Below are 22336 nucleotides of genomic sequence, written 5' to 3'. Positions count from 1 at the left end.
GTTCAGCGCGTTGTGATTGCCGCATCCACCCCTACACAGCGCACGCTGAGTGGCGCTCTCCACCGACGTGAGTGCGCTCAACGCAGCGCGAGCCAGCCCTGCTGGAGTAGGGATGTGACCGAATCCCGAACCCCCGACGCGCGCATCTTCCTGCCCGCTCCGCCGCAAGCACCAACTCCTTTTCGATTTCCGCTTATCGCCGCCACAGTGCCGGTAGTCGCCTCGGTGGCGATCTGGTTGATTACTGGCTCGACGTTTGCACTCATCTTTGCGGCTCTGGGGCCTTTGGCCGCGACCGGAAGCTACATCGATTCGCGAGTAACCGCGCGCAAAACAGTGCGCGCCGAGCGGTCGCGCTTCGCGGCGGATGCCGCGACCACGACGAAAGAGATTCAGGCCTACCATCGCCGCGAACTCGTTGAACTGGCGGAGAAAACCCCCTCGTCCATCATGTTGGTCAATGACGTTCTCACCGACGCGTCGAAGTGGATGCGCGAACCCGACAATGTTCTTCCTGTCCATCTCGGCTACGGCAGCGTCCGCAGCAGCATCGCAATCGATCGCACCGCCTCGCACGATTCCGTGTCGCAGGATGTTGAAGAGACTTACCGCAGCCTGACCGAGCAAGCAGAACATTTGAGTCGGGCGCCCATCGCAGTTAATGCCCGTCTCGGCATCGCACTATTCGGTAACAACCTCATGGCTTTGTCACTCGCGCGCTCACTGGCGATTCAACTCGCTCGCACGCTCGCGCCCACCTCAAGCTGGGTGCGGCTCACGGGCGTGTTTGCAACAGAAATTTGGGGAGAACGCCTGCCCCACCGCCTGCTGCGATCGAGCGGGGCGCCAGGGCGGGTAGCGGATGCAGCCAGTGCGAGCGGTGAGATCGCGAGCGTGCAGTGGGGAGCACTTGGCGATCCCAGCCCCCGTGTCTCCATCACGATCGTCTCGGAAGAAAAACAGGTGCCGAGCGGGCATCGCATTGTGATCCGCACGAACGCTGCAAGTGTGGCCGTGGTGCGGCATCCTGACCGCCATCAACGCCGCGACTTTGAGCCGTCGTTCCTCGGCAGAGAGCAAGCGTTGGTCTGGGTGCGAGCGGCCCACGATATCGCGGCCCGCGATGGACTGGCTTCGGGGCAGGACGCCCTTCCCGATTCCTTTGCCTTTGCCGAACTCGAAAAACGTCCCGTTTCGATGCTCGCCTCGCGCCCCGATAGTCGTCGATCGCTAGCCGCTCGCCCCGCTGTCGCGGCGTCGGGGGAGCTCACCATCGATCTTGTCGTCAATGGCCCCCACGCCATTGTGGGCGGCACCACAGGCAGTGGAAAGAGCGAATTACTCATTGCGTGGGTGCTTGCAATGGCCGCCGAAGTATCTCCAGAAGACGTCACTTTTTTGCTCGTCGATTTCAAAGGTGGCTCCGCCTTCACCGCTCTGACAGAACTGCCCCACACCGTGGGAATAATTACCGATCTCGACGAGACCGCTGCCGCACGGGCGTTCTCTAGCCTTAGCGCGGAGCTGCGGTACCGAGAGCGTGCTCTCGCCCGGGCGGGCGTGCGTGATATTTCAGAACTTGCGAGCGTGCCGCGCCTCGTCATCGTGGTTGACGAGTTTGCGGCCATGATGGCCGAGTACCCCCAACTCCATGTGCTCTTCAGCGACATTGCGGCGCGCGGACGTTCGCTGGGAGTGCACCTCATCCTGTGCACGCAACGACCATCCGGAGTCGTACGCGATGCGCTTCTCGCCAATGCGGATTTACGGATTTCTCTCCGCGTCAACAACGGTGCCGACAGTTCTGCCGTCATCGGCAGCGATCGCGCCGCAGAACTGCCCGCCGAAGCAAAGGGTCGCGCGTGGGTGGCGCATGGCTCGTCTTCAGCGGAGCTCGTTCAGTTCGCGCTCGTCTCGCCCCGCGACATTCACGAGGTAGCGGAGCGCTGGCCGATCGCCGCTCCACCCAGACGGCCCTGGTGCGAACCACTGAGCGAGCACATCCCTCTCGCTTCAGTGCTGCAGGCGACGGCGGAGAAAGAAGGCCGTGAGTCGCCGGGTGAGGCAGACACCGACACTCTTCACTTTGGGCTGACCGACCTGCCTGAGCTTCAACGCCACGGTCGGGCTGTTTGGGTTCCCAAAACAGACGGACCCCTGCTGCTGTTAGGGGCATCTGGTAGCGGAAAGACAACGGCACTCACCAGCCTTGCCCACGTCAGCACGGCAGCCGTGGTCGTGATGAGTGCTGAGCCCGCCGCCTTCTGGGATACTCTCGCCGGATTATACGGTCGGCTCGACTACAGCGCTGAAGCAGCGCATCCGTCATCCCCGACCCACGTCGTGATCGACGACATCGATGCTGTGCTGGCTCGCTTCGATGATGAATACCGCGCGGTAGTCGTTGAACGGCTCACTCGTGTGCTGAGGGAGGGGCCTGCGAACGGCATCTGGGCTATTGCTAGTGCCCAACGAATCACATCGCCGTTGCAGTCACTGTCACAACTCATGCCGAGCATTCTTCGTCTCCGATTCAGTAGTCGGCAAGAGTTCATCCTCTCGGGTGGCGCTACTGATGAATACCTCCCGTCCTTGCCATCAGGGGGAGGTCTCTGGCGGGGAAAGAGAGTCCAGGTCGCGCAGAGCGGCCAGTACCTTCCGGTTGCAGAACGAAGCTCGTCAACGACCCTCTCGCGCAGCGACCACGTCGTCGTCGCGAGCAGTCGCCCGTCGGCCACTGCGACTGCATACGCGGCCGCTGGATGGGAGATTCGCTATGTCGAGGGGTCGCCAGGGAGCGAACAGGAGCTCTTGGTCCGCCCTGCAGCGTCACGTTCTCCCATTGCTTTGATCGGATCCGTTGATGAGTGGCAATCACGCTGGGGCGCGCTGGCGGCGTTGCGGCATCACGCCACGATCGTGCTCGATGGCTGCAGCCTCAGCGACTACCGCCAGCTTGCCCGCACTCGCGAGCTCCCGCCGCCACTGACGGCCGGCTCAGGCGAATACTGGTGTCTCACCGACACGGGGCCAACGCAACGCGTGCGGCTGCCCCACAGCGCCCACAGCGACGGTGGGGCCCCACCGTGCTAGGCCACTTGCTGAGACGCCGCAGGTACGTGTTCTCGACCTCAACGGGAACAGCAATTCTTGCGGGCGTGCACGAAACCCGGCGGTACCCGAATTGGGCACAATTATTGGGCGAAATTACCGCGGAAACATGGAATTATTGCAACGGACCCGCAATGCCCCTCCTAACTGGGGCTATAACAAAGAAGACCGCGCTCACTACCATCGGGGTAACTGGTGGGGGCGAAGGAGAAACAGTGACGAGACCACTTCCGCAGGATCCTGCGATCCAGCAGCTAATGCTGCAGGCGAAGCAATCTCAACTCAGCCGCAGGCGACTGCTGCAAGGAGCGGGGCTTGGCGCGTCCGCGCTCGCTCTCGCAGCATGTGCTGCGCCGGATGGGTCAGATGCGAATGATATTTCCGACAGCGACAATAAGCTTGTCTGGGCAAGCTGGCCGTCGTACATCGACGAAGACCTCAGCGGAGGCTCTCCCACGCTCAAAGCGTTCTATGAGGAGTCCGGGGTCGAGGTCGAGTACAAGGCTGTCATTGAAGACAACGTTGGTTTCTACCTTACGATGAAAGATCAGCTCTCATTGGGCGAGCCGACTGGTGTAGATATTATCTGTGTCAGTGACTGGATGGCCGCACGACTCATCCGTTTCGGGTACGCCCAAGAAATGGATGCCGCCAACATCCCCAACAAAGCCAATCTCACCGAGTCGCTTGCGAGTCCAGACTTTGACCCCGATCGCAGCTACTCGCTGCCCTGGCAAAGTGGCTTTATCGGACTGGCGTGGAACGCTGAAGAGTACCCTCGCGGAGTGCTCTCGGTCGATCAGCTCTGGAACGAGGAGCTCAAGGGCAAAGTTGTCGTTCTCGCAGAAATGCGCCACACCATGGGCATGCTGCTGCTTGCTCAGGGCATCGATATTGCCGAGGAAGACTGGGGTATCGAGGAATACAAGAAGGCAAGCGCCGTGCTCGAAGAGCACTTGACGTCGAAGCACATTCTTGGTGTTTACGGTAGTGATTACCTAGAGAAGCTCAAGTCGGGCGAAGCCATCGCTGGGTTCGCTCGTGCTGGAGACGTTGTCGTTCTTAACGCGCAAGCTGGTTACGAGAAATTCAAGTTCTTGCTCCCAGGCTCAGGCGGAACATTCTTCACTGACTCGCTTGTGATTCCTGCCGGTGCTCAACATAAAGCGAGCGCCGAAAAGCTCATGAACTTCTACTACGACCCTGCGGTGGCGACTGAAGTTGTGGAGTGGATCCACTGCGTGAGTCCCGTCGACGGAACCCTTGAGTACGCCATTGAGAACTTCCCCAAGCTGGCGTCGAATCAGTTCACTTTCCCGAACGCGACGGCAATGTCGCGAGCGCGCACTTTCCGCACGCTTAGCACTACCGACGATCAGTCATTCAATGCTGAGTTCCGCCGCATAACAGGCAAGGGCTAGCGCGCGAGTTCGCGGAGAACTTTAGGCGAGCTCGAAACGGAGTTCGCCGACGGGGAGTCCACGGCCAAGCACCTGCTCGGTCGTGGCTTTCAGTACACCAGCGACGGCATCCGCATCGAGCGCGCCAGCTTCGGCTAACAGCGAGAGCCCGACGGGAAGCAGCGGGCGGATCGATCCGTCAAGAATCTTGAGGGTCACCGTGGTGCCGTCGGGGGCTGTCGCAATGAGAACACCCTCAGCCCCTCGCTTCGCGATAATCCCGAGCGTGTCCATTGCTTCGGCCACTTGGGGCATGTCGAGGCCCCACGCGTTGGCCCGAATTGCGTCTACGAGGGCAGCGGCGTGAGGATCGGTTTCTTCCGTGGCGGTAACCACGCGCTGAATGGCGGTGGCGAGTGAGACAAGGCTCATGGCAAAGACGGGAGCCCCGCATCCATCCGTTCCCTCATGAGCAAGCGGTGCGCCCGTGAACTCGACTACGGTCTGTCGGATGCGTTCCTGCAGCGGATGCCCGTGCTCGAGGTAACTTTCCAGCGGCCACTCATTCACGACGCAGGCCGCCAAGAAGCTCGCGTGCTTGCCTGAACAGTTCATGGCGAGGCGACGAGGAGCGTCGGAGGCGCGTCGGGTTTCGGAGTCGGCTGGCCAGTCGGGCGGGCAGCGGAGGTCGTCTTCGGTAAGGCCGTACGCGGCTAGGGTCGAAGCCACGACATCTTGGTGACGTTGGCTGCCGGTGTGGCTGGCGCTCGCGAGCACGAGCTGTTCGTCGGTGAGGGTAACTCCCGCACGAAGCACAGTGATCGCCTGCATGGGCTTGAGCGTCGAACGCGGATAGATGAGCGCGTCGGGGTTGCCGAGGCGGCGTAGCTCAGTGCCGTCGGGGGAGAGCACTACCGCGGCACCCAAGTGGCGTGACTCGATCATCCCCGAGCGTTCAAGGACAGCAAGCTGAACGGTGTCGTTGACGGTGAGAGCGGTTGCGGGGGAGGTCGAGGGGGAATTCACTCTCCTACGTTATCGCCGCCAAAGCGCGTGTGGGCACCGCAGTCTTCAGGATGGGGAATAGTGTCGCTCACTCCCAGCGTTGACCGCTAGCGTGATCATGAGCGAAGTCTGCCCGATCGCCCGGTGCGATTAACAACGCTGGCTTTTCAAGCAGGCCAAGGAGGTCCCTATGAACATCGACCACAACTTTGAAGTGCGCGTGGAATGGTCGGGCAATCTGGGCGACGGCACCACTAGCTACCGTGGGTACTCGCGCCACAACGACATCACTGCCGTGGGCAAGCATCCCATTGACGGTTCGAGCGCCCGTGTCTTTCACGGCTCGGCAGATCGCTGGAATCCTGAAGAGCTGCTCATCGCGGCGCTCAGCCAGTGCCACATGTTGAGCTATCTGCATGTGGCTGTGAGCCGAGGCATTGTCGTCACGGCGTATCACGACGAAGTTTCCGGCACGATGAAGCAGACGGATAACGGTGGCGGGCACTTCACGTCGGTCACGCTGCGACCGGTGGTCACGATTGCGGCCGGCAGTGTGGAAGACGCCATGGATGCTCACGCTGAGGCCAGCCAGAAGTGCTTCATCGCCTCCTCCGTCAACTTTCCTGTTTTGCACCAACCCCGCATCATTGTGGAGGCTGAGGCCGAGTAATCGCGCCTTCACCTGCTTGCTGCGGGAGTGTCATAGCGGTTATAGGGAGAACTGTCGAGGTTTCGGCGGCGATTCCACACGCTTTGTACAGCCGCGGTACGGCAGGATTGGTGCTCCGTGTTCGTGTTGTGAAGGGTTCTTGTGCGTAAAGCGATTCCATTTTTGTTGACCATCGGCGTTGTGGCGTCGCTTGCGGCGTGTTCGCCCGCTGATACAACCACGAGTGAGAGCGCCGCCGGCGACTGTGTTCCGACGTCATCCGGTTCCGCTTCGGACGCGGTTGAAGTCAGCGGCGACTTTGGCGTAAAGCCGGAGGTCACTATCGACTTCCCGACCGACGTTTCAGAAACTGAGCGCACGGTTGCTATCGCCGGCGACGGTGACCTGATGGCGGTCGAAGCTTCCACCGCGAATGTTCAGTTCTCGTTGTACAGCGGTGCGACCGGAGAGGAACTTTCCTCCACGACGTACGACGAAACTGGCCTCACCCCGTTCCCCGTGGACGCTGAGCAGTTCTTGGTCGGAATCGTTAAGACCATCGAGTGCTCCACGGCAGGCACACGCGTTGTCGGTGTTATTCCTCCCGAGGAATCATTCGCCGACGATGAGAGCCGCGAATCGCTCGGAGTCGGCGCAGATGACGACATCGTTTTCGTTGTTGATGTCATTTCCGTCGACGAGCCCGCTGAGCCTGCCCTTCCGCGTGCCGATGGTGAAGACCAGCCTGCAGTAGAAGGCTTCCCGACTGTCGAACTCGACGATGACGGTCGCCCCACAATCACCATCCCCGACGCTGACGCTCCCACGGAGCTCGAAGTTGCTGTGCTGAAGCAGGGCGACGGCGAGACTATCGAAGAGAACTCGGATGTTGTTGTTCACTACGTGGGTATGAACTGGACCACCGGCGAAATCTTTGACGAAAGCTGGGCTCGCGGAGAACCGTCGACGTTCAACACTGGCCAAGTCGTTAGTGGGTTCAAGACCGCTCTTGAGGGTCAGCAGGTCGGCTCGCAGATCATTGCCGTTCTTCCGCCAAGCGAAGGCTATGGCGAAGCAGGCAGCGAAAGCGCGGGAATTTCTGGCACCGACACCATCGTGTTCGTCGTTGACATCCTCGGCATCGGCTAATTTAGCCCTAGCGTTGACGCACATTTGTGCGAGCCAACTAAAGTAGCGGGATGCGCAAGATAATTCTGCTCGGATCGACGGGCTCGATCGGCACGCAAACCCTCGAAGTTATCGAGGCAAACCGTGATCGATTCGAGGTCGTCGGTCTGGCGGCAGGCAGCAACCGCACTCTCGTAGAAGAACAGGCGGCACGTTTTGGCGTGCAGCACATTGCTTTCGGCGCTGAGCAGGCCGCCCAGCTGGTCCGGGATGTCCCTGCCGATGTCGTCGTTAATGGAATCACCGGTTCTGTAGGCCTCGGGCCAACGCTCGCGGCCCTCGAGTCCGGCGCCATGCTCGCCCTCGCCAACAAAGAGAGCCTCATCGTCGGCGGTGAGCTCGTCATGTCGAGAGCGAAGCCCGGCCAAATCGTTCCGGTTGATTCGGAGCACTCGGCGATAGCCCAAGCGTTGCGTTCCGGCGAACACTCGGAAGTGCGACGCCTGGTGCTGACGGCATCCGGGGGACCGTTCCGTGGTCGCACTCGGGAGTCGCTCCACACCGTGACCCCGCGTGAAGCACTCGCGCATCCCACGTGGGACATGGGCCTCGTGGTGACGACGAATTCATCGACTCTCGTGAACAAGGGTCTCGAAGTGATCGAGGCGCATCTGTTGTTCGGGGTGCCGTATGACCGCATTGCGGTCACTGTGCATCCGCAGTCGATCGTTCACTCGATGGTTGAATTCGTCGATGGCTCGACGATCGCTCAGGCGAGTCCTCCCGACATGCGTTTGCCGATCTCTCTCGGCTTGGCTTGGCCAGAGCGGGTTGCCGGCGTCGGAGCGCCGCTCGATTGGACGAAGGCGAGCACGTGGAGCTTCGAACCTCTCGATAACGAGGTGTTCCCCGCTGTGGAAATGGCCAAAGCCGTTGGCGCCGCCGGTCTCACGTTTCCGGCTGTGTTCAACGCCGCCAACGAGCAGGCGGTGCTTGCATTCCACGCTGGTGCCATTGGCTACCTTGATATTTTGGACGTCGTTGAGCAAGTTGTGCAGAGCCACGAGGCGACCGAGCTCACTCTCGATGCGCTATCGGATGCCGAGTCATGGGCGCGACGCACGGCGGATGACGTTGTAGCGACCCGCTCCTAGCGTGGGATTCGCCCCCAATCTGGGGCAGTTCTGGGGCTTCCACAGCACGAGTACAGGCGAGCGTCGGTGCTCGTGACTATTCTTAGCGAGTGGAAAACGTGCTCTTGTACATTCTTGGTGTCCTGATTCTTGTGGTTGGGCTTGCTATCTCTATTGGCCTGCATGAAATTGGTCATTTGGTGCCGGCGAAGCTCTTCGGCGTGCGCGTGAGTCAGTACATGATCGGGTTCGGCCCGACTCTTTTCTCCCGCAAGCGCGGTGAGACTGAGTACGGTCTCAAGGCCATTCCACTCGGCGGATATATCTCCATGGCGGGCATGTTCCCACCCGGCAAATCACACAACAATTCACGCAGTGCCACCACGGGTGTTTTCCAAGCTCTTGTGCAGGATGCCCGGGAGTCCAGTGCCGATACGCTCACCGATGTCGATGAGTCGCGGGCGTTCTACAAACTCCCGGTGTTCAAGCGCATCATCATCATGCTCGGTGGTCCGTTCATGAACTTGCTCATTGCGATCGTGATGTTCGCGATTCTGTTGATGGGCTTTGGCACCGCTCAGGCATCGACGACGATCAGTAGCGTCTCGGAGTGTGTGATCCCCGCTTCCGCTGACCGCGACGCGTGCATCGACAGCGACCCTGTTGCCCCTGCTCTTGCTGCCGGCATTCAACCCGACGATCGCATCGTCTCGATGGACGGTGAGCCAATCGCAACTTGGGATGAGATCACTGAGCACATTCGTGCTGCCGCGGGGGATCAGCTCACGATCGTGGTCGAGCGTGCGGGGGAAGAAGTCACTCTCACCGCTGAGCCTCTGCTCGCGGAACGATACGTGTATGACGACAGCGGGCAGATCGCTGAGAACGATGACGGCGAAGCCCTGACCGAGGAGTACGGCTTCTTGGGAATTGGCCCCGCGGCGGAGACTGTGCAGCAGCCCGTGACCGCTGTATTGCCTGCTGTAGGGGACAACATCGTGGCTGTGGCCAAAGTCGTCCTGACTCTCCCGCAGCGCATGGTCGACGTGGTAATTGCCGCGTTTGGTCCGGAGGAACGCGACCCGAACGGTCCCATCGGACTCGTCGGCGTCGGCCGTATCGCCGGAGAGGCAACGAGCTTGCAGGCGGCAACCGTTGCCGACCGTGCCGCTTACCTCATCAGTTTGGTGGGATCGCTCAACGTTGCGCTCTTCGTCTTCAACCTTGTGCCTCTGCTGCCGCTCGATGGTGGGCACGTAGCGGGCGCGCTGTTCGAAGGTGTGCGCCGCTTCTTCGCGAAACTATTCGGCAAGCCCGATCCTGGTCCGCTCGACACCGCCAAGTTCGTGCCGCTCACCCTCGTGGTGGTAGTGCTTCTCGGCATCATGACACTGCTGTTGGTGTACGCAGACATCGTGAAGCCAATCTCGCCGTTCTAGCGAAGCGGGCCGTTCTAGCGAAGCGGGCCGTTCTAGCGAAGCGGGCTGTATTAGCTAAGTCAGAGGCTCTGGCTGGCGCTGTGGTCGCGTTCGACTGAACGCGACCACAGCTAGGCAGCTTTAGCGCGTGAGCAGCAGCGCGTCGCCCTGACCGCCACCGCCACAGAGAGCGACGGCAGCGCGGCCTGAGCCGCGGCGTGCCAGCTCGTGCGCGGCATGAACGACGAGGCGAGCACCGGATGCTCCGACCGGGTGGCCGATCGCAATAGCGCCGCCGTGGATGTTTACGATGTCGTGGCTCAACCCAAGCTCGGCCGTTGAGCGCAGGCTTACCGCGGCAAAGGCTTCGTTAATTTCGGCGAAGTCGAGGTCGTCGGCCGTCCAACCCGCGTTGTTGAGGGCTGCCGCGATCGCGCGAGCAGGCTGCGAGTGCAACGAGTTATCGGGGCCGGCAACGTGACCCGAGCGGTCGAGCACCGCAAGCCACGGAAGATCGTGCTCTTCGGCCCACGAACGGCTGGCCAGAATCACGGCAGAAGCACCGTCGCTCAGTGGCGACGAGTTGCCTGCAGTGATGGTGCCTTCGGGGTCGAAGGCGGGCCGCAACCCAGCAAGGGTTTCGACGGTGGTGTTGGCGCGAACGCCCTCATCGGTGTCGAGAACGAGGTCGTCACCCTTGCGCTGGGGGATCGTGACCGGCACGATCTCGTCGGCAAATACTCCGGCGTCAATGGCGGCGGCTGCCCGCTGGTGCGAGGCGGCTGCGATCTCGTCCTGTTCGGTGCGACCGATCTCGAGGCGTCCGTTGTGGCGTTCGGTACTTGCGCCCATCGACTCAGCATCGAAGGCATCTGTGAGGGCGTCGTGGGCTGCGGTGTCGAGTGCTGACACGGTTCCGTACGCCCAACCCAGGCGTGACCCGGGGAGTACGTGAGGGGCATTGGTCATTGATTCTTGGCCGCCGGCAGCTACCACGTTGGCTTCTCCGAGACGGATGAGGCGCGCAGCATCCACAATGGCGGCAAGTCCGGAGAGGCAGACCTTGTTGACGGTGACGGCCGGGGTTTTCCAGGCGAGGCCTGCCGCGATGGAGGTCTGGCGGGCGGGGTTTTGGCCAGCGCCGGCCTGGATCACTTGTCCGAAGATCACCTGATCGATGGCGTCGACATCCACGCCGGAGCGTTCAACGGCGGCTCGAAGTGCGATTGCACCTAGCTCGACGGCGGTGAGCGAAGCGAGCTGTCCGCGCAGTTTCCCTTGTGGGGTGCGTGTCGCAGAGAGGATCACTACGTCATTGGGTGCGGGGGTGTTGGCCACTGTGCAAACTCCTTTGTTTGGGCGCCGTTGTTGACAGCGCGGTTGCGCAACCATAGGCTACATGAAACCTGAACCGGGTCTCAGGTTCAGATCACAATCCTCCTAAGGCAGCAGGAAAGGTCCCATCATGCGGGTCAGTAAAAAGTACCTCGCTCCGGCGTTAATTGCGACGGTTGCACTCACACTGGCGGGCTGTGCCCCCAGTACTGACGGCGGAACTGGCGGCGATGAACTCGCCCCCGTCGACATCTCCATCATCACTTCCCAAACTGGCCCCCTCGCGGCCTACGGTGAGGCCTACCTCGCCGGCTTCGACGCTGGTCTCGATTACGCCACCGACGGAACAGGCACCGTCGATGGTCGCGAGCTAAACATCGAAATCACGGATGACGCTGGCGACGCTGACAAAGCCGTCACGGCAGCGAAAGATGTGATTGGCCAAGGCCAGAAGATCATCATCGGCACGGTCTCGTCGGGAATCGCACTCGCGCTTGCTGAGCAAGCCGAGCAGAACAAGGTTCTCTACATTTCAGGGCCGGCCGCGGCTGACGGCATCACTGGCGTGAACGACTACACGTTCCGCTCGGGTCGTCAGAGCTACCAAGACGTCGCAACCGCCGGTACCTTCATCGGTGACCCGGCAGGCCAGTCCGTTCTGGTCTTCGCTCAGGACACCGCTTTCGGTCAGGGCAACGTAGCGGCAGCAACCGCTGTTCTTGGAGGCCAGGGCGCTGACGTGACGAGCCTGCTTGTTCCCGAAGATGCCACCGAGTTCACCCCTTTCGCGCAGCAGATCGTTGATGCTCAGCCTGACCTCGTGTTCGTCGCGTGGGCCGGAGCAACCTCGGGGGCAATGTGGGAGGCACTCAGCCAGCAGGGCGTGTTCGACAGCGTTCCTGTCGCAACCGGTCTTGGTGACATCTCGACCTATGGCGCTTACGGCGCCGCGAGCGACCAGATCAGCTTCCTCAACCACTACTTTGCAGGAGCAACCGACAATGACGCCAACAGCGCGATGGTCAGCTACCTCGAAGCAGAGGGCAAGCAGGCCGACCTGTTCTCGCCCGACGGCTTCGTTGCCGCTCAGATGGTTGTTCAGGCAGTGCGTGAAGGTGGCGACGATGTCGACGCTATGATCGCCGCGCTCGAAGGCTGGACCTTCGATTCCGTCAAGGGATCGATCACGGTTCGTGCTGAAGACCACGCGATGATCCAGCCGATGTTCCAGGTGTCGCTTGTTGCCGATGGCGACTCGTGGATTCCTGAGCTCGTCACGGCCGTTGATGCTGACGCCGTAACCCCGCCCATCGCAGAGTAAGTACCTAGAGAACTATGTCGAACCAGCCCGTGCTCACGGTCGAGCACCTTGCCCTCACGATCGGGGGAGCCGTCATCATCGATGACGTGTCCCTCTCGATCGCCCAGGGTGAGATGCTCGGCGTGATCGGCCCGAATGGGGCCGGAAAAACCACGCTCTTCAATCTCATCTCGGGGGTGATGACTCCCACGACGGGAGCCGTCACTCTTGAAGGGCGTGATGTCACGAATCAGACCATTGATGCGCGGGCCCGGGCTGGGCTCGGCAGAACCTTTCAAACATCCAGCCTCTTCCCGGCGCTCAGTGCGCTGGAGAACGTGCGCCTCGCCGCTCAAGTGAAGCTGGGCGGTGCCACCTCGGTACTGCGCTTTCCGCGGTCGCACGACAAAGCGACCACAATTGCTCGAGCTCGCCTCGACGAAGTCGGGCTCAGCCACCACGCCGCTACGGAGGCGGGGGTGCTGTCGCACGGTGACAAGCGCAAGCTCGAAATCGCCATGTTGTTGGCTACCGATCCCAGCGTCATCCTGCTCGACGAGCCGATGGCCGGTGTCGCTTCGGGCGACGTTGCCGGGCTCACCGAAGTGATTCGTCAGGTTCATCAGTCGGGTCGCACCGTGCTTATGGTCGAACATCACATGGATGTCGTGCTCGGCCTGGTCGACCGAGTCGCCGTTATGCACCATGGCAGTTTGCTCGCGTGTGACACCCCGGATGCCGTCATGGCAGACGAAGCGGTGCAGAAGGCCTATTTGGGGGCGCCACTATGACCAACAGTGTGACCGAGTCGATTCTGACGGTCGCTGGTTTGAACGCCAGCATCGAAGGTCAGCAAGTGGTCGAGGACGTGAGCTTTGAGATGCTCCCCGTCGGCGTGACGGCGCTTCTCGGCCGCAATGGTGTCGGTAAGACAAGCACGCTGCGCGCCATCATGGGCCTCATTGAGCGCTCGGGTGAAGTAACGATTGCGGGGGAGCGCGTTGATCGCGAACCGACTCACCGCATCGTGCAGCGGGGCGTTGGTTATGTTCCCGAAGACCGCGAAGTCTTTGCCTCGCTCACCGTGAACGAGAATCTCCGTTTGGCTGAGCGTGATTCCACGCCGAACCGCCAACTCATAGAAGAACTTTTTCCGGACCTCATTGCGCGGGCCGGTCAGCTTGCCGGCACCCTCTCGGGTGGCCAGCAGCAGATGGTGTCACTGGCACGAGCGCTCGTGAACGACAACAGGGTCCTCCTCGTCGACGAACCGACCAAGGGCCTGGCGCCATTGATCGTGATGGATGTCGCGAAAGCACTCGAACGTGCCGCTCAAACAGTGCCGGTGCTCTTGGTGGAACAAAACTTGCAGGTCGTGCGGATGCTCGCCGACAAAGCGATCGTGCTCGAAGGCGGTCGAGTGGTCTACGACGGCAGCGCCGAAGAACTCTTGGGCAACGAAGCCCTCACGAAAGAATTGTTGGGGGTCGCGTGAGCACCATAATTCTCCTGCTCATTACAGGACTCGGCCTCGGTGCGCTCTACTTCCTGGTCGCATCCGGTCTCTCGCTGATTTACGGCCTCATGGGCGTGCTGAACTTTGCGCACGGTTCCTTCCTCACGCTTGGTGCATTTGCCGGCTGGGAGCTATCGAGACGGATGGGCGGCGAAAGCTGGGGCACCCTCATCGCCTCGATGCTGCTCGGAATGGTCGTCGGCGCTGCTGTTGCTGCCGCGACCGAGTTTCTGCTCATCCGACGCCTCTACAACCGGCATATCGAACAAGTGCTCGTGACGGTCGGTTTGGCGCTCGCGACGGTTGCTCTCTTTGAGGGCATCTGGGGTACCGACCCGATCTACGTGACAGCACCTCCGTGGTTGTCGCAGACCACTGAGATCTTGGGGGCACGCGTTCCCAACGACCGGTTCTTGATGATCGGGGCGGCAGTGCTCGTGCTGCTCGGAATCGTTGCCTTCTTGCGCTACACCCGCTTCGGCCTCATCATTCGGGCCGGTGTTGAAAACCGATCCATGGTCACGGCGCTCGGTATCGATGTGCGCAAAGCCTTCACGGTCGTGTTCGCGATCGGTGGCGCTGCCGCCGGTTTGGGTGGCGTCCTTGCCTCGCACTACTTCGGCTACGTTTCGCCCCAGCTCGGCGGATCGCTACTGATCTTCGCGTTCATTGTCACCGTGATCGGTGGCCTGGGTTCACTCGCTGGCGCCGCTATCGCGTCGGTGGTGGTCGCCATCCTGCAGCAGTTTGCCAATTACTTCTGGGGTGGAACAGGTGACCTCATGGTCGTTCTCCTGCTCGCCGTCGTCTTGTTGGTGCGCCCAACCGGAATCTTGGGGAAGAAAGCATGAAGTCGCTCGCAAACCTGAGTCAGCGCACCTGGTGGATCGTCGGCGGCGTTCTCGTCGTCGTAGCCGCACTGCTGCCACTGCTCAACCTTTCGATCCCCGGCGTGCTGCCGGGCGCAACCTACACGCCTGGCACGCTTCAACTGCTCGCGCTCGCTTTGCTCTTTGCGTCGCTGGCGCTCAGCTACCACTTGCTCTTTGGCACGGCAGGGATGCTGTCCTTCGGCCACGCGCTGTACTTCGCGCTCGGTGCCTATGGTCTCGGCATCGTGCTGCAGCAGACCGAACTGACACTGATTCCCGCTCTCGGGCTCACTCTCGCGGTTGTCATTGCCGCCGCGTATCTTCTGGGTTCGCTGAGTCTGCGTGTCACGGGGATCTCCTTTGCCATGGTGACGCTCGCCTTCGCTCAAGCCGGCAACGTGCTCGTGCGACGCAACCCCGGCCTCACGGGCGGTGAGGAAGGGTTGCGACTCGACACCGAGCACATCCCAGATTTCTTCATCGGAGTGGTTAACACCCGTAACCTGTACTGGCTCTCACTCGCACTGCTCGTCGTGGTGTTCGTGGTTGTCGCGTGGTTCGAAAACTCCCGTGCCGGTCATGCTGTGACAGCAACCCGCGAAAACGAGTTGCGCGTGCGGGTGCTCGGCCTCCGTCCCTTCGGCGTGAAGCTCATGGCGTTTGTCATCGCCTCTGTGCTGGCCTCGCTCGTGGGAATGGTGCACTTGCTGCTGCAGAGCGGCACAACACCGCGGGCAACCTCGGCTGACTTCACGCTCACGATCCTGGTGATTGTTGTGCTCGGAGGTGTCGGCTCGCGCTGGGGTGCAATCGTCGGCGGCATCATCTATACCCTGCTCGATCAGCGCCTCACGGCTCTGGCCAGCTCGGATGCCATCGACGGACTTCCGGCAATCTTGCGCATTCCTCTCTCCGAACCGCTCTTTATTCTCGGCACCCTGTTTATCCTTGTGGTGTTGTTCCTTCCCGGAGGAATCGCCGGTGCGGTGAAGCGCCTCTCCACAGGCACCTCTGCCACACCGTCAGAGCGCAAGCTGCTTGAGGAGGCGGAATGACCCAGTCTGAAGGGCTACACACGCTAGGGCGGTGGACCGCCGACCGCGCACTCGCGACGCCAGACAGAGTTGCTGTCGATGACCGCGGTGTCGTGCTGACCTACCGCCAACTGGATGATCGGGCTACGGCGCTCGCCGAAGCCTTCCTCGATGGCGGCTACGGTGTTGGCGATCGCATCGCCACCATCACGGGCAATAGCTCGGACCACGTCGTCGTGTTCTTCGCGTGCGCCAAGGCTGGGCTCGTGCTCGTTCCGCTCTCGTGGCGGTTGTCGCCGCGGGAGATCGCGCAACAGCTCGAACAGGCAGACCCCGCACTGCTGCTCGTTGAGGACGAGTTCGCGACCCTGGCAACCCTCGCCACCGACCGCCTCATTGCACCAATCGCTCGCGGCATCCTCGGCACTCACGGTATTGAACGCGACATTGTCGCCCCGCTCCAGCACGCGAGCGTCGACCCCGTGCGACGTGCCGTGCGCGACGACGATCCTCTGCTCATCATTTTCACGTCGGGAACCCTCGATCAGGCCAAGGGCGCTATTCTCAGCCACGCCAATTGCTTCTGGACCAACCTCTCGCTCTCGCGCACGGCCGAGATTACGAGTGCTGACACCGTGCTCGCCGTCATGCCGCAGTACCACGTCGGTGGCTGGAACATCCAGCCGCTGCTGGCCTGGTGGATGGGCGCGACCGTCGTTCTCGAGCGCACATTTGATCCGGCCCGAGTGCTGCAGCTCATCGCCGACCGTCGCATCACCACGATGATGGGTGTGCCCGCCAACTACTTGATCCTCTCGCAGCATCCGCGATTCGCCTCAAGCGATCTCTCAAGCCTTGCCCACGCCATTGTCGGCGGAGCCCCGATGCCCGAACCGCTCTTGCGCGTCTGGCACAGCCGCGGCGTCGCCCTCACTCAGGGTTATGGCCTCACCGAAGCGGCGCCCAACGTGCTGTGCCTGCCCGATGAAGAAGCACGCACCCGCATCGGTTCTGCAGGCAAGCCCTACCCTCACGTGGATGTCGATATCGCCGACCCCGTGACGGGAGAACGTATCGAGGGCGAAGGCCAGGGCGAATTGCTCGTGCACGGTCCCGGAGTTTTCAGCGGCTACTTTCGTGCCCCCGAAGCTACAGCGCTCGCGCTCCGCAACGGCTGGCTGGCAACCGGCGATCTCGTCAGTCGCGACGCGGAGGGCTACTATCGCGTGCTCGACCGTCTCAAAGACATCTTCATCACCGGGGGAGAATCTGTCGCCCCCGCCGAGATCGAAGGCGTGCTCTTCGGGCATCCGGCGATTGCCGACGTTGCTGTCGTTGGGGTTCCCGACGAAACGTGGGGCGAGGTCGCTATCGCCTGGGTGGTCGTGCGATCAGGAGCATCGACCGACGAGACCGACGTTCTCGAGTTTGCGCGGGCAAGTCTCGCCAAATTCAAAGTGCCCAAGCGAGTGATCTTCGTTGAACAGATTCCTCGGTCATCCAGCGACAAAGTTCGTCGCCGAGTGTTGCTAGAACAATGGACAGAACAGCCTTCACACCACGGACGGATCAGTTCATGAGCACACCCCTCACCGCTCGCGGCACTCGCACGAAGACGAAACTGATCGAGGCGGCCGAAACAATCTTTGCCCGCTATGGCTACACAGATGCCTCAGTCGTGCGCATCACAGAAGAGGCCGGCGTCGGTCAAGGCACTTTCTATCTCTACTTCGCGAGCAAACTCGAAATCTTCGAAGAGCTCGTGGAGGATCTCAACCGCCGCGTTCGTCGTGCCATGAGCGAAGCTTCGGGGGCGGCATCCAACCGCATCGAATCAGAGCGTGCTGGGTTTAGGGCCTTCTTCGAATTCACCGCCGAACACCCCGCCCTCTATCGCGTCGTGCGCGAAGCCGAATTCGTGTCGCCCAAGTCGCTGCGCTTGCACTATTCCCGCATCGTCGACGGCTACATTGAGGGCCTCAAAGAAGCTCAACTGCTCGGCGAAATCGGTGACATCGACCCGACCGTCGCCGCCTGGGCCCTCATGGGCATCGGCGAAATGATCGGGATGCGCTGGGTGCTGTGGGGCGATTCGCCCGACGCTGGCCACGATGCTGACCCGACCGCGAGTGGCACATCTCGCGTGCCCGATGAAGTTCTCGATCAGATGATTACGTTTATCCGCCGCGCTTTGGCCGTGCCAGAGCCGAGCACTGAAGGAGTCGAGAAATGACCGATCTCACGGGCCGTCGAGCCCTCGTCACCGGCGGAGCGAGTGGAATTGGTGCCGCGTGCACCGAGTCGCTTGCTCGCGCTGGAGCCCACGTTGTCGTGGCCGACCTCAATGGTGATGCCGCGAAAGCTCAAGCCGACCGCATTGGTGGTGAAGCGTGGCAGGTTGACCTCACCGACACGGTGGCGCTCGCCGATCTCACCCTCGACGTGGATGTCATCGTCAACAATGCGGGCATCCAACACGTGAGCCCCATCGAAAGTTTCGACCCGGTTATGTTCGGCCGCATTCTCGACCTCATGCTCGAAGCGCCGTTCTTGCTCGTGCGGGCGGCGCTACCGAAAATGTACGAGCGCGGGTTCGGTCGCATCATCAATATCAGCTCGGTGCACGGCCTCCGCGCGTCGCCCTACAAATCGGCCTACGTTGCCGCGAAGCATGGGCTCGAAGGCTTCTCCAAAGTCACGGCCCTCGAAGGCGGTGCCCACGGCGTCACGAGCAATTGCGTCAACCCTGGCTACGTGCGCACGCCGCTGGTCGAAAAGCAGATTGCCGATCAGGCCAAGGTGCACGGCATCCCAGAGGCTGAAGTCGTCGAGAAGGTCATGCTCACCGAAAGTGCGATCAAGCGACTCCTGGAACCGAGTGAGGTCGCCGATCTCGTGCTCTGGCTCGCGGGGGACACGGCCGGAATGGTCACGGGCGCCTCATACACGATGGATGGCGGCTGGAGCGCACGATGACTAAGCCACACACCACCTTTACCTGCGCGGTCGATGGCGGCGAACTCACCGCTGCGATCTGGGAGCCCGAGTCGGAACCTCGCGGCACGATTTTGCTTATCCACGGCATTACGGCGTCGCACATGTCGTGGCCGCTCATCGCAGCCGCGTTCCCGGATTGCCGAGTGATCGCTCCCGATCTGCGCGGTCGCGGTGCGAGCCGCGACCTTCCCGCTCCGTTCGGGATGCCGCAGCACGCTCAGGACATGAACGCGCTGTTGGCCGCAACCGGCACTGATTCCGCGCTCGTCGTTGGGCATTCGATGGGTGCTTTCGTCGCAGCAACTTTGGCGGCGCAGTACCCGGAGCGTGTCTCCAGCCTCCTCTTGATTGATGGCGGTTTGCCGATTCCGGCACCGGAGGGCGTGTCGATGGAGGATCTGCCGCAGGTCATCTTGGGGCCGGCTGTTGATCGGTTGTCGATGACGTTCGCCGACCGCGAGAGCTACCAGGAGTTTTGGCGAGTGCACCCGGCGTTCGCCGATAACTTCACTGAGGCCATCCGCGACTATGTCGATTACGACTTGGTGGGAACCGCCCCCGAGCTGCACCCGGCGAGCAACCTGGCTGCGGTCAGTTTCGATGCGCTGCAGTTGAGCGGCGACACCGATTATCTTGCGGGACTTCGTGGACTCACGATGCCGGTGCACTTCGTCCGGGCGCCGCGGGGTCTTCTCAATCAGGTTCCGGCGTTGTATTCTCCGGAAGAGTGCGACCGCTGGCGTTCTGAACTTCCTCACGTGACGTTCTCTGAGGCCGCCGACGTGAACCACTACACGATTACTTTGACGCAGCGTGGCGCCGACGGTGTTGCGGGCGTCATTGCTGAAATATTGGCGAATCAACCGCGGGAGGTCCGAGCGTGAGCATCGACAAGACAGTGGGGTCAGCGGCAGAAGCGATCGCTGATATTCCGAGCGGGGCATCTCTTGCCGTTGGCGGCTTTGGCCTCTGCGGAAATCCGATGGTGCTTATCCAAGCGTTGCTCGAGTCAGGGTCAGATGACCTCAGCATTGTCAGCAACAACTGTGGTGTCGATGACTGGGGGCTTGGCGTGCTGCTGGCTGCCCGCCGCATCCGCAAGATGACCTCGTCGTATGTGGGCGAGAACAAAGAGTTTGAGCGTCAGTTCTTGACGGGGGAGCTCGAAGTGGAGCTGACCCCCCAGGGCACCCTCGCCGAGAAGCTTCGGGCCGGTGGCTCGGGAATCGCAGCATTCTTCACGCAAACCGGCGTCGGAACCCAGGTTGCCGAGGGCGGCCTGCCGCGCCGCTACGACGGTTCGGGCGGCATCGCGATTGCCTCGCCTCAAAAAGAGGTTCGTTCGTTCGACGTGAACGGCACCCCCAAAGATTTCGTGCTCGAAGAATCGATCACGACCGACTTCTCACTTGTGCACGCGCTCAAAGGCGACCGTCATGGCAACCTCGTCTTCGCGAAGTCGGCGCGCAACTTCTCGCCGCTAGCCGCGATGGCTGGCCGCGTCTGTATCGCCCAGGTCGAAGAGCTCGTGGAGCCAGGCGAGATAGAACCGGATGCCGTTCACCTGCCCGGCGTGTATGTCACGCGGATCATCGAGGTTGGCCCCGATGTCGAGAAACGGATCGAACGTCGCACAGTGCAGAAGGTGGTCGCATAATGGCTTTGACTCGCGAAGAAATGGCGGCGCGTGCCGCGCTCGAACTGGCTGATGGCTCGTATGTAAATCTCGGTATCGGCCTTCCGACGCTCGTGCCGAACTACGTTCCGGAGGGCCGCACGGTGGTGCTGCAATCGGAGAACGGCATCCTCGGTGTTGGGCCGTACCCCACCGAAGAGAATGTCGATCCCGACCTGATCAATGCGGGCAAAGAGACGGTCACGACCCTTCCCGGCACGGCCTTCTTCGACTCGGCCATGAGCTTCGGCATGATCCGCGGTGGCAAGATTGACGCCGCCATTCTCGGCGCTATGCAGGTCTCGGTCGCTGGCGATCTCGCCAACTGGATGATTCCCGGCAAGATGATCAAGGGCCCCGGCGGCGCCATGGATCTTGTGCACGGCGCGGCTCGCGTCATCGTGCTCATGGAGCATGTCGCCAAAGATGGCAGCCCCAAGATCGTAAACGAGTGCTCGCTGCCGCTGACTGGCCGCGGTGTCGTTCACCGCATCATTACCGATCTCGCGGTGATTGATATCACTGACCGCGGGCTCGTTCTTCGCGAACTTGCCCCCGGCGTCGACGAAGCGACCGTTCGCGCTGCCACCGAACCCGAACTCATTGTCGAGCTCACTACTTAAGAAATTTCGCCACCACCCGTAGTTCCACTCACCAAAGGACACATCATGGCTACCCTTCTCACTGGCATCGTTCAGCACAGCGTCACCACACCGCGCATTGTCGCGTCGGTTCTTGAGCGCCCATCCGACACCGCAACGTCGACGGTGGTGTTCGTGCACGGAAACGTCTCGTCGTCGCTGTTCTGGCAGCCCACGATGCTCGCACTCGATAGCAGCGTTCGCGCGTTGGCGATTGACCTGCGCGGCTTCGGCGACAGCGAAACACTTCCCGTGGATGCCACGCGCGGCGTTCGCGACTTCTCTGACGACATCGCTTCCGTGCTTGACGCGCTGAGCATCGAGAGCGCGAGCTTCGTCGGCTGGAGCCTGGGCGGCGGAATCGTGATGCAGTTCATGCTCGATTACGCCGACCGTGTTGAGACCGTCTCGTTGGTGTCTCCCGTCTCGCCCTACGGCTTCGGCGGCACGAAGGGCGCGAATGGCGAACTCCTGAACCCGGAGTGCTCGGGTACGGGAGGCGGGGGAGCGAACCCCGAGTTCGTGGCTCAGCTAAACGCGGGCGATGCGGCCGACGAGTCGCCGACCTCCGCTCGCTCGGTGTTCCGCACCGCTTATGTGGCGGATGCTGCAGCCCACACCGAACACGAAGACCTGTGGATCGAATCGATGCTCACGACCGCTACCGGTGAGGACAACTACCCGGGTGACTCGGTTGCTGTTGACGCGTGGCCGGGCTTCGGCCCCGGCGGTCGTGGCGTGCTCAACACCATGACTCCCAACCACTTCAACGTCAGCGCCATCACCGAGTTGCCGACGAAGCCGCGCATACTCTGGGTGCGCGGTCTGCAAGACGCGATTGTGTCGGATGCCTCCGGTTTCGACCTCAACTTCTTGGGACAGCTTGGTGTCATCCCGGGCTGGCCCGGCGCCGAGGTTGCCCCGCCGCAGCCGATGATCGAACAGACCCGCGCGGTCCTCGAGCAGTACAAGGCCAACGGCGGCGAGTACACCGAGCTGGCGTGGGAAAACTGTGGCCACTCAGCGCATCTTGAGCGTCCCGAGGAGTTTGTGCAGGCACTGACTGCTCACCTCGGCGCGCGCTAGCGTTCCGCTGATGTTCAGGAGTCGGCTTTAGGATGG

General features: G+C 61.7%; 20 protein-coding genes. 18 read left to right on the top strand and 2 right to left on the bottom strand.

The features are described from left to right. Positions 1-114 precede the first annotated feature (114 nt). Together I6E60_RS13805 and I6E60_RS13800 are read left to right on the top strand one after the other, a co-directional pair. Positions 115-3093, top strand: coding sequence for an FtsK/SpoIIIE domain-containing protein (locus I6E60_RS13805; RefSeq protein WP_197180932.1), 2979 nt, complete (start codon positions 115-117; stop codon positions 3091-3093). Positions 3094-3326: 233 nt separating this feature from the next. Then, positions 3327-4532, top strand: coding sequence for a PotD/PotF family extracellular solute-binding protein (locus I6E60_RS13800; protein WP_197126635.1), 1206 nt, complete (start codon positions 3327-3329; stop codon positions 4530-4532). A gap of 21 nt (positions 4533-4553) precedes the next feature. Here I6E60_RS13800 and I6E60_RS13795 read toward each other — a convergent pair whose 3' ends face one another. Further along, positions 4554-5537: an asparaginase gene (locus I6E60_RS13795; RefSeq protein WP_197180930.1), complete on the bottom strand. Its 984-nt coding sequence runs from the start codon at positions 5535-5537 to the stop codon at positions 4554-4556. A 169-nt stretch (positions 5538-5706) separates the two neighbouring features. Between I6E60_RS13795 and I6E60_RS13790 the strand changes: the two genes are divergently transcribed. The 4 genes from I6E60_RS13790 to I6E60_RS13775 all read left to right on the top strand — a co-directional run bounded on the left by I6E60_RS13790 (position 5707) and on the right by I6E60_RS13775 (position 9865). Then, positions 5707-6186 carry an OsmC family protein gene (locus I6E60_RS13790; protein ID WP_197180928.1) on the top strand — a complete coding sequence of 160 codons (480 nt, stop codon included), beginning with the start codon at positions 5707-5709 and terminating at the stop codon, positions 6184-6186. Positions 6187-6327: 141 nt separating this feature from the next. After that, positions 6328-7314 carry an FKBP-type peptidyl-prolyl cis-trans isomerase gene (locus I6E60_RS13785; RefSeq protein WP_197126638.1) on the top strand — a complete coding sequence of 329 codons (987 nt, stop codon included), beginning with the start codon at positions 6328-6330 and terminating at the stop codon, positions 7312-7314. 50 nt (positions 7315-7364) lie between these two features. Next, the gene (dxr, locus tag I6E60_RS13780) at positions 7365-8447 is read left to right on the top strand and encodes a 1-deoxy-D-xylulose-5-phosphate reductoisomerase (protein ID WP_197180926.1); all 1083 of its coding nucleotides are present in this window, start codon (positions 7365-7367) and stop codon (positions 8445-8447) included. Positions 8448-8536: 89 nt separating this feature from the next. Beyond that, positions 8537-9865 (top strand): RIP metalloprotease, encoded by a 1329-nt coding sequence (locus tag I6E60_RS13775; protein ID WP_197180924.1) that lies wholly within the window; start codon positions 8537-8539, stop codon positions 9863-9865. A gap of 120 nt (positions 9866-9985) precedes the next feature. Here I6E60_RS13775 and I6E60_RS13770 read toward each other — a convergent pair whose 3' ends face one another. Continuing rightward, entirely contained in the window at positions 9986-11182 is a 1197-nt protein-coding gene (locus tag I6E60_RS13770) for an acetyl-CoA C-acetyltransferase (RefSeq protein WP_197180922.1), read from the bottom strand. 127 nt (positions 11183-11309) lie between these two features. Here I6E60_RS13770 and I6E60_RS13765 point away from each other — a divergent pair, with 127 nt between their 5' ends. From I6E60_RS13765 to I6E60_RS13710, 12 genes are read left to right on the top strand one after another with little or no spacing between them, the layout of a single operon-like run. Further along, a complete protein-coding gene (locus I6E60_RS13765) occupies positions 11310-12500 on the top strand; it encodes a substrate-binding domain-containing protein (RefSeq protein ID WP_197126644.1) in 1191 nt (396 codons plus the stop codon). Between the two features lie 14 nt (positions 12501-12514). Continuing rightward, on the top strand, positions 12515-13270 hold the full coding sequence (locus tag I6E60_RS13760; RefSeq protein ID WP_197180920.1) for an ABC transporter ATP-binding protein: 756 nt from the start codon (positions 12515-12517) through the stop codon (positions 13268-13270). Further along, a complete protein-coding gene (locus I6E60_RS13755; protein ID WP_197180918.1) occupies positions 13267-13974 on the top strand; it encodes an ABC transporter ATP-binding protein in 708 nt (235 codons plus the stop codon). The genes I6E60_RS13760 and I6E60_RS13755 overlap by 4 nt, the downstream gene beginning before the upstream one ends. Further along, positions 13971-14846, top strand: coding sequence for a branched-chain amino acid ABC transporter permease (locus I6E60_RS13750; RefSeq protein WP_197126649.1), 876 nt, complete (start codon positions 13971-13973; stop codon positions 14844-14846). The genes I6E60_RS13755 and I6E60_RS13750 overlap by 4 nt, the downstream gene beginning before the upstream one ends. After that, on the top strand, positions 14843-15922 hold the full coding sequence (locus I6E60_RS13745) for a branched-chain amino acid ABC transporter permease (protein ID WP_197180916.1): 1080 nt from the start codon (positions 14843-14845) through the stop codon (positions 15920-15922). The genes I6E60_RS13750 and I6E60_RS13745 overlap by 4 nt, the downstream gene beginning before the upstream one ends. Then, positions 15919-17481, top strand: coding sequence for a class I adenylate-forming enzyme family protein (locus I6E60_RS13740; RefSeq protein ID WP_197126651.1), 1563 nt, complete (start codon positions 15919-15921; stop codon positions 17479-17481). The genes I6E60_RS13745 and I6E60_RS13740 overlap by 4 nt, the downstream gene beginning before the upstream one ends. Continuing rightward, entirely contained in the window at positions 17478-18134 is a 657-nt protein-coding gene (locus I6E60_RS13735; RefSeq protein ID WP_197126652.1) for a TetR/AcrR family transcriptional regulator, read from the top strand. Before I6E60_RS13740 ends, I6E60_RS13735 begins: the two co-directional genes overlap by 4 nt. Beyond that, positions 18131-18877: a 3-hydroxybutyrate dehydrogenase gene (locus tag I6E60_RS13730; RefSeq protein ID WP_197126653.1), complete on the top strand. Its 747-nt coding sequence runs from the start codon at positions 18131-18133 to the stop codon at positions 18875-18877. Before I6E60_RS13735 ends, I6E60_RS13730 begins: the two co-directional genes overlap by 4 nt. After that, positions 18874-19782 carry an alpha/beta fold hydrolase gene (locus tag I6E60_RS13725; RefSeq protein ID WP_197180914.1) on the top strand — a complete coding sequence of 303 codons (909 nt, stop codon included), beginning with the start codon at positions 18874-18876 and terminating at the stop codon, positions 19780-19782. The genes I6E60_RS13730 and I6E60_RS13725 overlap by 4 nt, the downstream gene beginning before the upstream one ends. After that, positions 19779-20555: a CoA transferase subunit A gene (locus tag I6E60_RS13720; protein ID WP_197180912.1), complete on the top strand. Its 777-nt coding sequence runs from the start codon at positions 19779-19781 to the stop codon at positions 20553-20555. Before I6E60_RS13725 ends, I6E60_RS13720 begins: the two co-directional genes overlap by 4 nt. Next, positions 20555-21196 (top strand): CoA transferase subunit B, encoded by a 642-nt coding sequence (locus I6E60_RS13715; RefSeq protein ID WP_197126655.1) that lies wholly within the window; start codon positions 20555-20557, stop codon positions 21194-21196. The genes I6E60_RS13720 and I6E60_RS13715 overlap by 1 nt, the downstream gene beginning before the upstream one ends. Positions 21197-21241: 45 nt before the next feature. Then, entirely contained in the window at positions 21242-22300 is a 1059-nt protein-coding gene (locus tag I6E60_RS13710; RefSeq protein ID WP_197180910.1) for an alpha/beta fold hydrolase, read from the top strand. Positions 22301-22336: the final 36 nt, after the last annotated feature.

Source organism: Salinibacterium sp. SWN167 (genome assembly GCF_015864665.1).
Taxonomy (GTDB): domain Bacteria; phylum Actinomycetota; class Actinomycetes; order Actinomycetales; family Microbacteriaceae; genus Rhodoglobus.
Note: the sequence above shows the minus strand (reverse complement) of the source record. Positions and strands in the feature narration are given on the sequence as shown.

What these genes read in the sequence shown, in the direction of transcription:
- I6E60_RS13790 (WP_197180928.1), top strand. Translation starts at nt 5,707, where the DNA reads ATGAACATCGACCACAACTTTGAAGTGCGCGTGGAATGGTCGGGCAAT.
- dxr (WP_197180926.1), top strand. Translation starts at nt 7,365, where the DNA reads ATGCGCAAGATAATTCTGCTCGGATCGACGGGCTCGATCGGCACGCAA.
- I6E60_RS13765 (WP_197126644.1), top strand. Translation starts at nt 11,310, where the DNA reads ATGCGGGTCAGTAAAAAGTACCTCGCTCCGGCGTTAATTGCGACGGTT.
- I6E60_RS13760 (WP_197180920.1), top strand. Translation starts at nt 12,515, where the DNA reads ATGTCGAACCAGCCCGTGCTCACGGTCGAGCACCTTGCCCTCACGATC.
- I6E60_RS13755 (WP_197180918.1), top strand. Translation starts at nt 13,267, where the DNA reads ATGACCAACAGTGTGACCGAGTCGATTCTGACGGTCGCTGGTTTGAAC.
- I6E60_RS13745 (WP_197180916.1), top strand. Translation starts at nt 14,843, where the DNA reads ATGAAGTCGCTCGCAAACCTGAGTCAGCGCACCTGGTGGATCGTCGGC.
- I6E60_RS13740 (WP_197126651.1), top strand. Translation starts at nt 15,919, where the DNA reads ATGACCCAGTCTGAAGGGCTACACACGCTAGGGCGGTGGACCGCCGAC.
- I6E60_RS13735 (WP_197126652.1), top strand. Translation starts at nt 17,478, where the DNA reads ATGAGCACACCCCTCACCGCTCGCGGCACTCGCACGAAGACGAAACTG.
- I6E60_RS13730 (WP_197126653.1), top strand. Translation starts at nt 18,131, where the DNA reads ATGACCGATCTCACGGGCCGTCGAGCCCTCGTCACCGGCGGAGCGAGT.
- I6E60_RS13725 (WP_197180914.1), top strand. Translation starts at nt 18,874, where the DNA reads ATGACTAAGCCACACACCACCTTTACCTGCGCGGTCGATGGCGGCGAA.
- I6E60_RS13715 (WP_197126655.1), top strand. Translation starts at nt 20,555, where the DNA reads ATGGCTTTGACTCGCGAAGAAATGGCGGCGCGTGCCGCGCTCGAACTG.
- I6E60_RS13710 (WP_197180910.1), top strand. Translation starts at nt 21,242, where the DNA reads ATGGCTACCCTTCTCACTGGCATCGTTCAGCACAGCGTCACCACACCG.